The 15,683-nt window shown below is 59.5% G+C and carries 11 protein-coding genes and 1 pseudogene; all 12 read left to right on the top strand.

What is annotated here, in order from left to right:
• The first annotated feature begins 89 nt into the window (after nt 1–89).
• The 12 genes and pseudogenes from epsG (at nt 90) to QEN43_RS00615 (ending at nt 15,671) form a co-directional block, all read left to right on the top strand.
• Entirely contained in the window at nt 90–965 is an 876-nt protein-coding gene (gene epsG / locus QEN43_RS00670; protein ID WP_051331700.1) for a chain length determinant protein tyrosine kinase EpsG, read from the top strand.
• Nucleotides 966–1,006: 41 nt separating this feature from the next.
• Complete coding sequence (locus QEN43_RS00665; protein WP_156912764.1) at nt 1,007–2,200, top strand: O-antigen ligase family protein; 1,194 nt, start codon at nt 1,007–1,009, stop codon at nt 2,198–2,200.
• 286 nt (nt 2,201–2,486) lie between these two features.
• Nucleotides 2,487–2,729 (top strand): annotated as a pseudogene (locus QEN43_RS21600) (DapH/DapD/GlmU-related protein); the annotation flags it as partial.
• Nucleotides 2,730–2,789: 60 nt separating this feature from the next.
• Nucleotides 2,790–4,019, top strand: a complete 1,230-nt coding sequence (locus QEN43_RS00655) for a glycosyltransferase family 4 protein (protein ID WP_317963610.1) — start codon at nt 2,790–2,792, stop codon at nt 4,017–4,019.
• Nucleotides 4,016–4,918 (top strand): glycosyltransferase family 2 protein, encoded by a 903-nt coding sequence (locus QEN43_RS00650; RefSeq protein ID WP_026610395.1) that lies wholly within the window; start codon nt 4,016–4,018, stop codon nt 4,916–4,918. The genes QEN43_RS00655 and QEN43_RS00650 overlap by 4 nt, the downstream gene beginning before the upstream one ends.
• A gap of 8 nt (nt 4,919–4,926) precedes the next feature.
• Nucleotides 4,927–6,069 (top strand): esterase-like activity of phytase family protein, encoded by a 1,143-nt coding sequence (locus QEN43_RS00645; RefSeq protein WP_051331698.1) that lies wholly within the window; start codon nt 4,927–4,929, stop codon nt 6,067–6,069.
• A complete protein-coding gene (locus QEN43_RS00640) occupies nt 6,066–7,322 on the top strand; it encodes a glycosyltransferase family 4 protein (RefSeq protein WP_051331697.1) in 1,257 nt (418 codons plus the stop codon). The genes QEN43_RS00645 and QEN43_RS00640 overlap by 4 nt, the downstream gene beginning before the upstream one ends.
• Nucleotides 7,323–7,331: 9 nt before the next feature.
• Nucleotides 7,332–8,795 (top strand): lipopolysaccharide biosynthesis protein, encoded by a 1,464-nt coding sequence (locus QEN43_RS00635; RefSeq protein WP_317963609.1) that lies wholly within the window; start codon nt 7,332–7,334, stop codon nt 8,793–8,795.
• Nucleotides 8,792–10,174: a polysaccharide pyruvyl transferase family protein gene (locus QEN43_RS00630; protein WP_051331696.1), complete on the top strand. Its 1,383-nt coding sequence runs from the start codon at nt 8,792–8,794 to the stop codon at nt 10,172–10,174. The genes QEN43_RS00635 and QEN43_RS00630 overlap by 4 nt, the downstream gene beginning before the upstream one ends.
• 16 nt (nt 10,175–10,190) lie before the next feature.
• Entirely contained in the window at nt 10,191–12,200 is a 2,010-nt protein-coding gene (locus tag QEN43_RS00625; RefSeq protein WP_026610393.1) for a heparinase II/III domain-containing protein, read from the top strand.
• A 10-nt stretch (nt 12,201–12,210) separates the two neighbouring features.
• Nucleotides 12,211–13,416 (top strand): glycosyltransferase, encoded by a 1,206-nt coding sequence (locus QEN43_RS00620; RefSeq protein ID WP_084162054.1) that lies wholly within the window; start codon nt 12,211–12,213, stop codon nt 13,414–13,416.
• Between the two features lie 116 nt (nt 13,417–13,532).
• Nucleotides 13,533–15,671: a formylglycine-generating enzyme family protein gene (locus QEN43_RS00615; protein WP_026610392.1), complete on the top strand. Its 2,139-nt coding sequence runs from the start codon at nt 13,533–13,535 to the stop codon at nt 15,669–15,671.
• The last annotated feature ends 12 nt before the right edge of the window (nt 15,672–15,683 follow it).

Below are 15,683 nucleotides of genomic sequence, written 5' to 3'. Positions count from 1 at the left end.
ATGGTCGACATCGTGCGCTACTTTTCCGCCATTTCCCACGAATGCCCCGGAGCGGGACATCCACCTTCCACTTTCCTGCGAGATGTTTCATGACACAAGCTCAACCGATCAGGATCAAACCTGAATTTGTCAACACCGATCGCCGCATCGGACACATTCTCCGGGAATCGGGGAGACTTTCGGCGCTCGACGCCGAACGCGTGCTGCACCTTCAGAGGGAAACCGGTCTGCGCTTCGGCGAGGCGGCTCTACAGCTCGGACTGATTTCCGAGGAAGACATTCGCCGGGCGATCTCGGAACAATTCGATTACCGCTATCTGAAGCCGGGACAGGGAAATTTCAGCGCCAAGCTGATTGCCGCTTATCAGCCGTTCAGCGCTCAAATGGAGGTCTTCCGCGCCATACGTAGCCAGTTGATGCTGCGCTGGCACAGCGAAGGAAACAAGATTCTGGCGGTGACCAGCCCCGGTCGCGGCGAAGGACGCAGCTATGCGGCATCGAATCTGGCCGTCGTATTTTCCCAATTGGGTCAGCGAACACTGTTGATAGACGCGGATTTACGCCGTCCATGCCAGCACGAAATCTTCGCACTCGGCCGCACGGGTCTGGGCTTGTCCGATCTTTTGGTAGGCCGCGGCGGCGCCGAGTGTATTCGTCGGATCGAGGAATTCGCCGATCTCTCGGTGCTTCCGGCCGGTACGCTTCCGCCCAACCCATCGGAATTGCTAAGCCGAGGCACATTTGATGTCTTGTTGAGGGATCTCGTATCGGCCTACGACATCATACTGCTCGATACCCCCGCCGGTGTCGCTTCCAGCGATGCACAAACCGTCGCCGCCCGTGCCGGTGCCTGTTTGCTGATCGCGAGAAAGCACGTAACCCGTTTTTCCGATGCTGATTTTTTCCGGCAAATGCTGACCGCCGTCGGCTGCCGAATCGTGGGCGCGGTTCTCAATGAATTTTGAAGATCGATCGCGCCGAACGCCGGATTGGAGGGGTGTCGAACATGGCGTTTAGATGCGCGTTTCTAGTCGCGCAACTGGTGTTGATCCTCAACCTGGAACGATTGCTAGGTCTAGCCAACGCCAATCCTATCGAGAAATTGTTTCTCATCATTGCAGGACTGGTTTTCGCGCTCACCCGCAAGCGCATTCCGGCCAACCTCGTGCTGATGGGCTTCATCATCCTGGTCAGCTTCGTTTGCGGTCTTCTCAGCGAGTTTGACGCCTTTTCCTGGGACCGATATTCGCGAAGCCTAGTGAGCCTCAGCGCGTTTCTGCTTTTTTTCACGGCTTTACCGGAACAGCGGGACCGGGAACTCATCCTGCTGATCGCCGCCTTCACTCCGCCGGTCTCGGTGTTGCTTGGAACGATTTACGAAGCGGTTGGCATCAATCGTCTCTGGATGACGGACTATCTTGGCACCCGCCGACTTGCCGGCAACATGGGACCGGCATTTCTCGGGGGAGCCGGCGTTACCGGTGCCGTCGCGGCCAGTTACCTCGCGCTTCAGCAGCGTTCGCGTTATCTCCTGCTCGCCCTCGTCAATGCAGGTATCACTATGCTCACGGCTTCCCGCATGCCGTCGGCGCTGGCGCTCGGCGTGACCGGCACGATGCTGTTCATTGAAAGCCGATCCGCGGTATTCAGGATCCTGATGGTCCTTTACGGCTGCGTCGCGATAGCTGCGCTTTTCTACGTCATGGGAGACCAACTGATGACCCGCCTGTCGTCCGAGGCGATGAGCGGTCGCGACATCATTTGGAACGAGCTGAAAACCTACATACAGCGGTTTCCCTATTTCGGCGTAGGCTTGGGACACCAGATGGATATCCTGTCCGCGAGAGCATCCGAGACGACACACACCGTCGCTGCGCACAACGAATACCTTCGCTTTACCTTGGAGCTCGGCTATGTCGGCTCGGCGCTCATGGGCTGCGCCTTCATCGCCATGTTAGTGAACCTGTTATGCCACCCCATGATGACGAAAAGGTGGGCGTTTCTGCTGGCCGTCCTGGCTTTCTTTGCTTATTCGTCGACCGACAACACGTTCAGTGTTCCTCAAATCTTCATGGTACTCGTGGTTGCCTTCGTCGGTTCCTGCGACCGCCGAGAGCCGGTTTCGCCATCCCGCGAATCGTGCAGTCCTCTGCCGTTTCGAACAGTCGAACCCGCCCTCGAACCCCGGCACAGGATCTGACCCAAAACATCGCCAAGGTTTCACCTCAAAAAGCAAGCATTCTGGAGAAGCATCAAAGATGAATCTCGGCAAACTCAGATGGGTCCGATTGTGCTTAGTCGAATTGAAGCGCCTTTGGCTGGTGAAGGTCTTTCGCATGGATATTCATCCATCCAGCCAATTTTCGCTGTCGACCAAATTCGATCTGACCAATCCCAAAGGCATCCACGTGGGCGAGGAGTCTTACATCGCTTTTGGCGTCGCCATCCTAGCGCACGACCTAACCCGCGGCTTTCACACCCACACCCGCATCGGACGTCGATGTTTCATCGGCGCCAGAAGCATCATCCTGCCCGGCGTCACGATTGGGGATGAGAGCATCGTCGGAGCCGGCTCCGTGGTTACACGCGACGTGCCGCCGCGATCCGTGGTCGCCGGCAATCCGGCCCGCGTCATCAAGTCGGGCATTGTGGTTGCGGGCCCCTATGGGCGACTGGAAGGGGCCGACGAACGACAAGAGCGCCTCATGGCGGAATACGGTTTCGATTGACAACCACGAACTGCCCCGCCTGCGGGAGCGTGAAGCAACGAGATTTACAGGGGGATACGCATGCCGAATTGTCTGATGATTGTCGAAAACCTTCCGGTGCCCTTAGATCGGAGAGCGTGGCAAGAAGCGTGCGCACTGCGCGACGCCGGCTGGGACGTCACCGTCATCTGTCCCGCCACCGAAAGACATCCCGAACGGGAGATCGTGTTCGACGGGATCCGGATCTACCGTCATCCCCTGCCCCTTGAAGCCAGTGGCGCACTCGGTTTCCTGTTGGAATACGGCGCCGCGCTGTTCCACGAAACGCGCTTGGCCTTCAAGGCGTTTCGGCGCCACGGCTTCGATATCATCCACATCGCCAATCCGCCCGATCTTTTGTTCCTGGTCGCCCTGCCGTACAAAGCGCTCGGCCGACCGCTGATCTTCGATCATCACGATATCTGTCCCGAGCTCTACGAATCCAAATTCAAGAAGCGCGGCCCCATGCATGCCCTGCTGAGGCTGTTCGAAAAACTCACGTTCCTGTTCGCGGACGTGGTCATCTCGGCCAACGAGACGTTTAGGGAACTGGCGATAACACGAGGCGGCATGCATCCGGACGATGTTTTCACCGTGTACGGCTTTCCCGACCTAACCAAGTTCAAGCGGATTCCGACAGCCCGAGCGGACGACGCGATCAACGTCGGCTACGTAGGGGTCATGGGTGCTCAGGACGGAGTGGACAATCTGATTCGCGCCGTCGCGATGCTGCGCAGCCAATCCGGATTGCCGCGCTTCACCTGCACATTCGTGGGCGCCGGTCCGGAACTCGCGGCGCTGAAAGCCCTAGCTGAATCCTTGGGCGTGGCCGATATCTGCCAATTCACGGGTTTCCTGTCTGGGGAAACGCTCTTGGCTGCGCTGTCCAGCTTCGATATCGGCGTCATTCCCGATCCTTTCGACACATACAACGACAAGATCAGCATGTGTAAGGTGTTCGAATACGCGACCTTGGGGCTGCCCATCGTTGCCTTCGAACTGGGGGAGACCAAACGTCTTCTCGGCGATGCCGCCCGCTACGCACCCGACCACACGCCCGTGGGGCTGGCATCCGCAATAAGCGACCTGCTCAAAGACGAATCCCTGCGCCGAATCTACGCCGAGCGCGCCCGGGAGCGCGCCCGGCTGCATTTTCACTGGCAGGATCAAGTTACTGCGCTTCTGGCCGCTTATGATCGCGCACTGCTGCGCAGTACCAGGGGAACACACCGTTCCGGCCAACCGGCCGCCATCCGGGAAGAGCGCTCATGAATGCACTTCCCGCGACCGATCACGGGCGTTACGCCGAGGTAGACGCCCTGCTCTTCACCACCAGCGACAGCGCGGGCGGACGCCAAGACGAATTGGAGCGCATGGTCCGTAGCGTGGAGCGCGCCATAACGAAGTCCGGACTTCGGGTCGTTCAATATCTGTTGCTGCAGCGACACACACCGGGCCAGCCGCTGCCTGCCCTGCCGGACTATATCCGGGTAACGACCATTCCCGACCGGGTTTCGCTCTCTAAAGCGCGGAATCTCCTCTTCGACTTGGCGCACAAAGACCGCCTGTTCGAGCGCTCGTTGATGGTTGCTTTTCCCGATGACGACGCCTGGTATCCGGAGGGCACGCTGGAAACCATGCTCGCTTTGTTCGCGCAAGACGCCTCGCTCGATCTCGCGATATGCAAGTATTCATCCTCGCCTTCGGTGCTTCCCTCCCTGCCTTTGGAGCTACGCACCCCACGACCGGCGAGTACCCGGGCGTTCGTTGCCAATGCCTCATCCAACACGCTGTTTATGCGGGCTTCTCGGGTCGCTCAAACGGGGTATTTCGACGAGTCTTTGGGTGTCGGAGCTCCCATCAACGGCGGAGAAGACCTCGATTACGCCTTACGCGCCTATGTCTCCGCTGGGGAGAGAGCTGTTTGGTTCGATGCCCCTCTGGTCGGGCACCGTGACCCCCATCGTTGGCTGATCGGACATTACTATGCCGGCAGCCTATACGCGCTGGCGCGTAGCGCAGCTTTGAGCCGTGGGGTCGCCCTGCAAGCGATGCGCAAAGTGTTGGTGGGCATCTATCTGCTACTGCGGCGTGAACTGGCCTGGCCGGCCTTTTCACGGGCTCTGCGACTGGCCCAGTCGGCCCGCTACAGCCAACCGGCGCGCTCGTGAGGAAGGCTATGAGAAAACGGTTCGAAGCGCCAGTGACAGACCTCGTGACGAGCGGCGACCGGTTGCGCGATGTGCGCCGTCCGACGCAGGCTTCGCCCCGGACCGGGCGAAGCGCCGCACGACAACGGCGATGGTGGATGGCGGCTGCAGCGGCCTCGGTATTGGCCGCCGCCGTCGTCTGGGTCGGCTTTTTAAGGTTCAAGCCCAGGGTAGCTTTGCCCGGTCTCACGCCTATCCCGGTCGAAGCGCACCCGATCGCCGAGTTTTCAAGGTTCGGGATTGCGGAAAACGCAGCGTCGCCACTGGTCTTTCGGGGCGGCCTGGTGTTCGAATCCGACGCCCCGCACTTCGGCGGAATATCCGGCTTGCGGATGACGGATCGAGGTCACGGGTTTACTGCGGTCACTGATGCGGGCTATTGGGTACAAGGCCGCCTCTTGTACGACCAGGGCCGTCCGAAAGGCATCGCCGACGTGGTCATGGCGTCGGTTCTGGGGCCCGAAGGGAAACCGCTCCGAGAAAACGGTAAAGGCGACATCGAGTCTCTCGAGCTGACCGACGAGGCCGCTTACCTGGGTTTCGAAGGGCATCGCAACGGGGTGGCCGTTTTCCGGCCGATATCCAACTTGCTCCGGCGCCCCGGCCTGCTCTTGCCAGTGCCCCAGGACATCGTGAAGCTACCCAAAGGCCGAGGTTTGGAAGCCTTGGCTGCGTTTCCCACTGGACACGATTTCGCCGGCGCACTTCTCGCTATCGCCGAACGGGACAAAACTGGGCGTGACCTGGCTCCGGCCTGGATTCTGCAGGACGGGCCGGCACTGGAACTCAAAGTTCGCCTGACCGACAGTTACGACATCAGCGACGCCGCTTTTCTTCCGGAAGGCGACTTGCTCCTGCTCGAACGCCGGTTGTCGCTGCTCGGCGGCTTCAAAATGCGTCTCCGCCGCATCCCGGCAGCCAACATACATCCCGGGGCCGTTCTAGACGGCGCCGTGATTCTGGAAGCCAATCGGCTCTTTCACCAGATCGACAACATGGAAGGCATCGCCGCCCATCGCGACGAAAACGGGATCACCGTCATCACGGCGATATCCGACGACAATTTCCTGCCGGTCCAACGCAAGCTGCTGCTGCAATGGGAATTGAAATGAGTGCGCCGAAGCCCGAACGACTCCGTCCAGTCGCGGTTCTTCTGTGCGAGGATTTGCCGGTTCCCGGGCTGAACGGGTATTCCACTTACAACCACGCTTTTGTGAGATACCTGGAGGCGCGGAACTTCAACGCACACCTGGTGATCAGCGGACCGCGGCTCCCGGCACCGATTTTCCGCCCCCGGCGACGATTGGGCTGCACGAAAGTCCAGATTCATGTGCCCGGCACGATACGCCTGGGAGACTGGCACCTGGCCGCACATCCCAGAACGCTGGTTCGATCGGTGTACCGCTGGCTACTCGACACCGTCGGCGGCACATGGGCGCGACGCTTGGCGAGCTGGCGCGGCGCTTCGCAGAGCAAAACCGTCTATATCGGGCGCTACCTGAATGAGGCAGATCTGCGCCGATTGACACCGATCTTCTCCCGACTCGATCCCGATTATGTCTTCGTCGACACCATTTTCCGGGCGCGGATCCTGAGCTGCTTACCGAACCGCGCCCGCACGCTGCTGATCGCCCACGATGTGTTCCATAAGCGCTGCCGGTCTCTAGCGGAGCGAGGGATGACCGCCGTTCCCCCGGTAAGCCCGGAACAGGAGCAGACCATTCTCGGAGCCTTCGACCTGCTGCTCGCGATCAGCGACGAGGATGCCAGCGATCTCAGAGAACTGATGCCGATAGCGAAGATCGTCGCTCTCCCGGCGCCCGTCGACGCCAAGCCGCTAAAACCTGCACCCGGCGCCGAGTCCCGCATTCTGTATCTAGGCAGCCAAGCACCGCACAACGTGGACGGACTCCGCTGGTTCTTGGAGCATGTTTGGCCGCGAGTGCGCGAGGTGCGGAAGGATCTCATCCTGGACGTGGCGGGCGAGGTGTGTCTCGCTTTCACGCCCGGCATTCCGGGCGTGGTTCTGCATGGTCGTGTTCAAGACCTCTCGGAACTAGCCGCCAACGCGCTGTTCGCCATCAATCCCGTGCGTGCCGGGAGTGGCCTGAAGATCAAAATGCTGGATTACTTCGCGTTCGGCCTGCCCTGTATCACGACCAGCGTTGGAGCCGCAGGGTTTCCCCCAGACGACGATAGCCCTATCGAAGTTTGCGACGACCCGGTCGATTTCGCAGCAACGGTTCTGCAATGGGGCGGCGATTCACAATTGCGTGAACGTCTTCGCGAAAATGCCCGCCGCTACGTGGCGCGCTTTTCCAGCGACGCGTTTTTCGTGCGTTTGGATGCCGCCTTGGCGCGCTAGGTGGAACCCATGAGCAGCACTACGACATCGCTGGGCAATCAGGTTCTATCGGGTTTGATCTGGTCGGCCGTCCGCAATTGGGGCGGACGCTTGGCGACCATCGCCGTATTCTTCCTGCTTGCTCGCATTCTGTCGCCGGATGACTTCGGTGTATTCGCCGCCGCCATCGCGGTGCTGGCTTTTATCGAGATCATTGCCGAACAGGGGCTCGCCGACGCGGTCGTGCAACGTCCAGCCATAGGGCCGCGAGAGTTAAATACGGTCTTCGTCGCCAACTTTCTCGTAGCCGCCCTTTTGGTTACAACAACCTGGCTAGCAGCTCCGATCATCGCCTCGGTAATGGGCACCGAGCGCCTGACCGAAATCTTGCGAGTCTCTTGCCTGGGAATACTCCTGAGTTCTCTCGGGTTCTGCCAGCAAGCGCTGCTTCGGCGAAATTTCCAGTATCGCTGGCTGGCAGTCAGAATCTTAGTCTCGACCGTCGTTGGCGGCGTGGTAGGCATTGGGCTGGCGCTTGCCGGTTTCGGCGTCTGGAGTCTAGTCGGTCAATTTCTGACCAGCTCATCGGTCAGCCTGATCCTACTCTGGCTCAAGCCCGTCTGGAAGCCCGGACTGAAATTCAGTTTCGTCGGGTTCGGCCAACTCCTCCGCTATGGAAGCAATATCCTCGGCATGCGCCTGCTGGATTTCGCCAATACCCGTGCCATCGAACTGGCCATCGGCGCGTGGCTCGGCACCACCACGCTCGGCTTCTATGCCGTCGGTTCCCGCATCTATACCATCATGATGCAGCTCCTCAGCTCGGTGGTCATGGACGTGGCCCATTCGGGCTTCTCGCGGATCGCTGGGGAGCGAGAACGGCTGGCCCAGGCGTATTACCGCGCGATGACCGCGACCGCTGCTTTCGCGATGCCATGTTTCGTCCTCGTTTCCGCGGTCGCCCCGGAACTTTGCGTGACCGCATTCGGCGCCAAATGGGCCGACAGCGCAGACATTCTGAAACCGCTCGCCCTTCTAGGGGCTGTTCAGACGCTCCAGTACTACAACGCATCGGGACTGAACGCCATCGGCCGGTCTGGTACCGCTCTGACGATCGCGATCGTCAAGGCGGCGGGTGCCGTCGCCGCCCTGGTGGCAACCAAAGGGCAAGCCTTGGAGATCACCGTAAAGGCCTACGTGCTGGCGCAACTCGTTGCGACGCCCGTGAGTTTCTTTCTGGGCAGAAGGTACCTCGGCGTCTCCGTCCGCAGAATCCTGCGGTGTGTCCTTCCATTTGCCTTTTCAGCGGCGATGATGTTTTTCGCCCTCCAGGCGTTCAGCCTCGCACTTTCAGATCTCGGCCTGAATCAGGTGGCGGATCTCGCCGTGAAGCTTACCGTCGGAGTCACGGTTTATGCCGTAGGAATTGCTCTTCTTGGCCGCCGCTATCTAATCGAGTCCATACAAACCGTCAAATCAATGAGGCGTGGATGATGGAACTAAGTTCCGATAAGCCCCAAAAGCCCATTAGGATCAAGAACGTTCAAGCAAAAGGGGTTCGCGCTCTCCTGAGAGAGTTCTTGCGGGTGCCAATGCTGTATAAGGAATGGCAGCGCGAAAAGGAGCAATTGGCCAATCCGCCCCACCCGCATCCGAACGAATCCTGTAACTCGATTCTGATCGCTCCCTGCGATCCGGATACGGTTGCCGGCTCTAAAGGTGACGAGGCGATGATTACGGCGTTCGTCGAGCGCATCCGTGAATTCAATCCCACCTGCCGATTCGGGCTGCTGACCTACCGTGACAAAGTTCCCGAGACGCTGGCAAATCTTGGCGTGCACCTGGAACCGGTCTGGGCCAATCCCAAGTGGTCCCTGCGCCGGCTAATCCAGACCATGTCTCACTATGAAGGACTGGTGATCGTCGGCGGCGACGTGATGGACGGATACTACTCTCCGCTGACTGCTCTGCGCCTTTGGGTGGTCGGCGACATGGCTGCGCGGCTCGGAAAACGAAGCGCGACTTTAGGATTCTCGTTCAACGACAGACCGTCCTCTCGGTTGCGCCGCTGCCTGCGCTCGCTCGATCAGCGTTTCGTCGTGTCCGTCCGGGACGAAGTTTCTCTCGAACGCTTTGGACGCATATCGCAAGCGAATTCGAGGCTGGTCGCCGATGCCGCCTTCCTGCTACGCCCCTGGCTCAGCGAACGAGTGGAAGCCGTTCGTCTATGGGCCGAGTCACAACGGGCGAAAGGCCATACCGTGGTGGGTTTCAATCTCCACCCGATGCTGATCAAGGAAGGCGATGAATCCCAGCGTTCGGCGATGGTCCGTGCCGCGGTCGGGGGATTGCGTGAAGTTGCGGCGCGGAATGATGTGACCTTTCTGCTCATTTCGCACGATTTTCGCGGTGGCCCGCTAGGCGATGAAGCCATGCTTGGCCCGATTTTCGAACAACTTCAGGACGAATTGGGCGAACGGATCCGCTACTGGAAGAATCATTTCTCCGCAAAAGAACTGAAAGCCATCGCCTCTCTGACGGACGCTGTTTTCACCGGACGGATGCATTTGGCGGTCGCGGCGCTCGGCCAGGGTGTGCCCGTCGCCGCCGTCACGTATCAAGGCAAATTCGAAGGACTTTTCCGACATTTCGAACTTCCCGGACATCTGGCGGTGGCCCCCGAGTCGATTCTCGATTCCTCTCGCCTGGCATCGCTGCTCGGCGAACTGGTTTCCTCACGCGAGGTCCTCGCTACCCGTGTCTCGGATTCTTGGCCTAGGGTCGAACAACTCGCCTTGCTCAACATCGAGCCCTTCCTGGCGAAGGAAGTAAGTCCTAACGCCTCATCCGATGTCGCGTTTTTCCATCCATGACGACAAGAGGACAACGATGAGAACGCTGCGATCATGGAGCTGGCGTGCCTTTTTGCTGACAGGAGCATTCGTCGAAGCAATCGCCGCGGGCAAAACTCAACCAGCGTCAAAAGCCCCAGACCTGCCCAGTGACGACACGGTCAAAGCCGCCTTTAAGGCCTTGAAGGCGGGTGACGACGACTATGCACCGGCCCGTGCCGCCCGCGAGGACTGGGATGCGGCCCGCCGGCGCGTGGCTCGCGACCCGCGCTGGAACGCTTGGTTGAAGGAGCAAACCGGTCGGATTGCGAAGTGGATGAGCACACCCCGCGACCACCCGGAATGGGCGGCAGGCTGGCTGCACAATTACGTGAATACAAAGACGGGTGCCTTTCTTCACTGGACTCCCGACCAGCCGATCCCGCCTGACGAACCGGGCTCTGAAAAGCTACGCGCGGCCTGGATCGCCCATAACCGGATCTACAACATCGATCGCGTGCTCGACGCCGCCCGGCTGTTCCGCCTGACCGGCGATAACCGCTACTTCGATTGGGCTGCTTCGCAGCTCGATTTCTACGCCGATGCCTACCACGGCTTCCCTTTGCAAACTTGGAACGGCCGCGCCCAATTGATGAATCAGAGCCTGGACGAAGCCACCCGAGCCCTGGTGTTGATCGAAACCGTCCGGCTGCTGAAACCCCATGTTCCGGCGGCTCGCGTCAACCATTGGCGCGACGGATTGTTCCTGCCCCTCGCCGCCAACCTGATGGCCTCCTCGCGCGAGGTTCACAACATCGCCGTCTGGCATGCCGCGGCCGTAACCTTGATCGGACTCGAGTTCGACCAAACCGAGCTGATCGCTTTCGGCAAGCACTCACCTTTCGGTCTTCGCTCGCTCCTCGAGACCGGCGTGTCACCCGATTGGTTCTGGTACGAGCACTCCCTGTCTTATCAGGATTACGTGGTCCAAGCCATGGTAGAACTGCTGGTCGGCGCCTCGTTGCGCGGCCGCCTGGCCGACTTCGCCCGAGAACTCTGGATCACGCAAAATCTGATGATCGCCCCCATGACGGTGCGCTTTGCCGACGAAGACGCCCCCACCCTCAACGATTCGCCGCCCAACCGCAAGGCGCCGAATCGCCGGCTGTGGGCGGCCTCCCGCCGGGTGTTGCCGACCTGGATCGGGCTCAAAGAGGCCGAGAACCAACTGAGCTGGGATAACCTGCTCGATCCGCCCAAGGCCGTCGACTCGGTGCCTCCTTTACCCGAGGCGGTATCGGGCCCTGTACCGGGCCTCGACGCGGTTCAAGTCGTGAAGAATGGCTGGCACGCCCTGCTGCGCTATGGCCAGAAAGCCCGCTTTCATGCCCAGCAGGAAGCTCTCACCTATGAACTCCAATACGGCGATACCTGGATTCTCAGAGACGCCGGCACGGTCGGCTACGGCTCGCCGCTGCACAAAGACTATTTCAGCCGGGCGCCGGCGCACAACGTGCCGCTGGTCAACGGCGATGGGCAAACCCCATGGCCATCCGAGGGACAGCTCGACGAGATCGCTCCGGACGGCTCGTCCGCGACGGTGTCCCATCCGAGCTATCGTCCCGGGGTGACGGCAACGCGGCGTCTCGCTGTCGAAGGCGGCGAGTTTATCGATGAGGTCGGGGTGACCACTGGATCGGACACGCCGCAGGCGATCGGCGTGGTCCTGAACACGCCCTGTGCGGTGACCGCCGACAGCCCTTCTAAAGCCGAAGGGGCATCATTGCCTAAAGCGACAGCTTTTCGCCATTGGAAGGACTGGACCGCCTATGTGGCGTCCGGCACTTGGAGTAGCACGCTCGACTGCGGTGGCCGCCGGTTTGCCCTAACGGTCTTCGGCGCTGAGCTGCAGCGCGCGTTTGTAGGCACGGTGCCCGATTCCGTACGGCCCTACACCCGGCGGGGCATCTACCTTGAGGGCATGGCAACGGGAACCAAATTCAAGCTGGTGTTTCACCCGCTCGGATCGTCACAGGCATCCGCACGGAAAACAGGCCGCGCAAGATAAGGACCAACCGATGCGTATCACGATGATCTGCAACGAGTTGCCCTTCCCTCCCAGCCATGGCGGTTTGGTGGATGTGTGGCGTCGGCTCTGCGCCTTGAAATCGGCCGGTGTCCGCATCCAGCTCGTCTGCTGGGGCGGCGGAGCCGCTGGCGCGCCGCAACCGGACCACCTGGACAAAGTGCGGGAGGTCGTGGAGGGTTTGTATGTCTTTCCGTTTGAACAAACCTGGTCTTCGCGCATCAAGCGAGCCGGACGACTGTGGCGGCTGCCTTGGCGAGTCGCTTCCCGCAACTTGAGAGCCGCCGAGTTTCATTCCCTATTGGAAGCGCAGCGGACATTCGGCAGCCAGGCAGTCTGGCTGGATGCCCTCTACGGCGGCGAGGTGGCCCGCCGTCTGGCCCACGAGCTGAAGCTGCCGCTGTTCTACCGCTCTCACAACATCGAACATCGGTACACACTGGACCAAGCCAGACTCGCCCGAACGACACGAGAGAAGTTCCAGTGGACACTCAGCGTATTCAACCTGCGCCGTTATGAACACGGAATTCTCAGGGAGAGTTCCGCGTTCTTCGATATCTCCGTCGATGACCTCAGATACTGGGAGAAGCACGGGTTTACATCCGGACATTGGCTACCGCCGTTGGTGGATGAATCTTTTGCGAAACGCCTCAGTGCACCGCGAAAAGATCCGCCCCAATTCGACGTCGGCTATCTCGGAAACCTGTTTATGCCCAATAACGTCCAGGGCTTGGTTTGGTTTCTGGAGAAGGTGGCACCCCTGCTACTCGATGCGTGCCCGGGCCTACGCCTGTTCATCGCAGGTAGCCAGCCTTCCGACCGAATCAGAGCCGCACTGGCCGCGCGGCCTGAAGTCACACTGATCGAAAATCCGCGGGACGCCGTTACGGTATTGCGGGATGCACAGGTGCTGATCAACCCTGTCTTTGCAGGCAGCGGGGTCAACATCAAATCGGTGGAAATGCTGTTTTCCCCTGCCGAATTGGTTTGTACGCCCCAAGGCTTGGCAGGCCTTCCCGATGAAGTTAGGCGTTGCTTCCGAATCAGCCAGGACGAATGCGGATTCGCGTCCGCAATCCTCGACGGCCTGAATTCTGCGGCCACAGGCCATACTGCGGAATCCGAAAACCGCGCGGTAGCGCGGTCTTATTTTCGTGCAAAGCGGATCCACGACATCTTGCCGCTCCTCTTTCGCTGAAGTCTGCAGCTGTGAATAGCCGTAACGCAATTTGCAAATCTTTCCGAAATGGTAGCGAGAGCAACGCTTCCCACGCTCACGGCACCTCTAGGAGGACCACCAAAACGCGCTACGTCATGGTTGTCGTGTCGCTGACTGGTCTGCTGAACGCTAACGACGGTGTCTGTAATCCCGTCGGAGATGATTCCACCGGGTTCGTCCTGGTCGATCACCCCGGCAATCCGCCCGACCCAAAGACGGGCTGCGGAAAAGTGGACTATCCGTTCGAAATTTCCAGATACGAGGTCACTAACGAGCAATATGCCGAATTTCTGAATGCTGTCGCACGCTACGGCGATTCAAAAGGACTTTACTCCGAATTGATGGAGCAACACTTTTTCGGTGGGATACGGGCGGAGGTGCGCGACGGCCAGATCCACTATAGCGTGAAGCCGGGGTATGCGCGCTTGCCTGTCACTTTCGTATCTTGGTTCGATGCCATTCGATACGCAAATTGGCTGCACTTCGGAAGGCCGAACTCGGGGCACTCCGTTTTGGGCACCACGGAGGGTAATGCCACTGTCGGGGCCTACGACACCTCGGAACTCGAGCGTCTGGGCAACAGCGCGAATATTAGGCGAAACGTGAACGCGCTCTATTGGATACCCAACTGCAACGAGTGGATCAAGGCTGGATTCTACGATTACGCTCGCCAAGACTATTGGGAGTTCGCAACCGGCTCCGACAAAAAACCTTCGGCATCAGCGCCAACGGATCGGTTCAATAGTGCCAATTTCTATTCTGAACGATGGGCAGCCCCGTTTCCGCATCTCACCGAAGTGGGTTCTTATTCCGGATCGGGCAGTTCTTTCGGAACGTTCGACCAAGCCGGAAACGCCATGGAGTGGGTAGAAGATCGAAACGGCTCGGGGCGCATGGCACTCGGCGGGTCTCTGGTCATGTACGAGTCAGCACTGCGCAGAACCTACCGCGACAGCGAGATGCCAGACCAAAAGCTCGCCACCTTCGGATTCAGAGTTGCCCGTACCCCCCAAGCAATCGATCCAGTCGGGACTGCGACTCCTCGTCCGCTTATGAATCCTGATCCCGTTGGACCTTCCAAAAAGGCCATCTTACCTGCGGCCACGGCGGTTCCGGACGTCCACGATAACGGACACAACGAAACCGACATGGTATTCGTGAAAGTGGGATACCCGGGTAATGACAAAGATCCTCTCTATGGTCACGGGTGCGTGCCCTATTCATTCGAGATCGGTAAGTACGAAATTACCAATCGCCAATATGCGGATTTCTTGAACGCCGTTGCTTCGAAATCCGACCCGTTTCGATTGTTCCATGAAGACATGCAGTCGGGGGTCGTGGGCGGCATCGTCAGACGGAAGAATGGCGACGAGTTCGTCTATTCCGCGAAACCTGGCTGGGAAGAACGCCCGGTGACTTATTTGTCATGGTACATGCTGGCCCGAATGGCTAATTGGTATCACTACGGGAATCCTAGAACCGGACGGTCTGAGCTCGGAACGACGGAAGGAAACGACTCGCACGGCGCTTACGACACCCGCTCGTTCCCGACCACACCTGGAGCCATCGTCGAGTTTTCAAAGCTCCCGGACAGAAGAAATCCGGGGGCAAGGTATTGGATCCCGAGCAACGACGAATGGTACAAGGCAGCCTATTTTGACCCTTTAAAGCCCGGCGTCAGGAAGTATTGGGATTACCCGTTGATGACCGACAACGCACCGAACAATTCTGCGCCGCCGGGTGATCGCAACACTGCCAATTACCAAACGACCCAACTCGGCATTGGGGAGCCGTGGTACGTCGCGAGAGTCAACGACTATCCGTATGCAGCGAGTTTCTTCGGGGTGCAGGGTATGGCGGGGAACGTTTGGGAATGGATCGAAGACTGGCGTAGCCAAGGCCGGGGGAAATGTTGGCGCTGTGACGAGTGGACGCGGGGGCTACGAGGAGGCTCCTTCAATTACTCGTATTTAGGCTTGCATGCACTCAACCTGGATCCCGGCGATCCCGCACATGGGTACTTCGTATATGGCGGTCGATTGGCCAGAGCATCGTCCGACGAAATGGAAACGGCGGCGGAAGCAAGCTGTGCGAGGCTGGACAGCATTTTCCGGAATCTAACGCCGCGCGCGGCAGCCGTCTATGGCATGGTTGTCGGAGTAGGTGCCTCGCTGTTGACCGGGCTAACGGTGTTCGGGATTCGACGATACGGCAAGTCCCAACGCATTGGCTGACACAAAAGCTTT

Source organism: Methylocaldum szegediense (assembly GCF_949769195.1).
Lineage (GTDB): Bacteria > Pseudomonadota > Gammaproteobacteria > Methylococcales > Methylococcaceae > Methylocaldum > Methylocaldum szegediense.
The sequence above is the reverse complement of the archived record's forward strand: the minus strand, read 5'-3'. Positions and strand labels throughout refer to the sequence as shown.

What these genes read in the sequence shown, in the direction of transcription:
- QEN43_RS00630 (WP_051331696.1), top strand. Translation starts at nt 8,792, where the DNA reads ATGATGGAACTAAGTTCCGATAAGCCCCAAAAGCCCATTAGGATCAAG.
- epsG (WP_051331700.1), top strand. Translation starts at nt 90, where the DNA reads ATGACACAAGCTCAACCGATCAGGATCAAACCTGAATTTGTCAACACC.
- QEN43_RS00665 (WP_156912764.1), top strand. Translation starts at nt 1,007, where the DNA reads ATGGCGTTTAGATGCGCGTTTCTAGTCGCGCAACTGGTGTTGATCCTC.
- QEN43_RS00635 (WP_317963609.1), top strand. Translation starts at nt 7,332, where the DNA reads ATGAGCAGCACTACGACATCGCTGGGCAATCAGGTTCTATCGGGTTTG.
- QEN43_RS00650 (WP_026610395.1), top strand. Translation starts at nt 4,016, where the DNA reads ATGAATGCACTTCCCGCGACCGATCACGGGCGTTACGCCGAGGTAGAC.
- QEN43_RS00655 (WP_317963610.1), top strand. Translation starts at nt 2,790, where the DNA reads ATGCCGAATTGTCTGATGATTGTCGAAAACCTTCCGGTGCCCTTAGAT.
- QEN43_RS00625 (WP_026610393.1), top strand. Translation starts at nt 10,191, where the DNA reads ATGAGAACGCTGCGATCATGGAGCTGGCGTGCCTTTTTGCTGACAGGA.
- QEN43_RS00615 (WP_026610392.1), top strand. Translation starts at nt 13,533, where the DNA reads ATGGTTGTCGTGTCGCTGACTGGTCTGCTGAACGCTAACGACGGTGTC.
- QEN43_RS00645 (WP_051331698.1), top strand. Translation starts at nt 4,927, where the DNA reads ATGAGAAAACGGTTCGAAGCGCCAGTGACAGACCTCGTGACGAGCGGC.
- QEN43_RS00640 (WP_051331697.1), top strand. Translation starts at nt 6,066, where the DNA reads ATGAGTGCGCCGAAGCCCGAACGACTCCGTCCAGTCGCGGTTCTTCTG.
- QEN43_RS00620 (WP_084162054.1), top strand. Translation starts at nt 12,211, where the DNA reads ATGCGTATCACGATGATCTGCAACGAGTTGCCCTTCCCTCCCAGCCAT.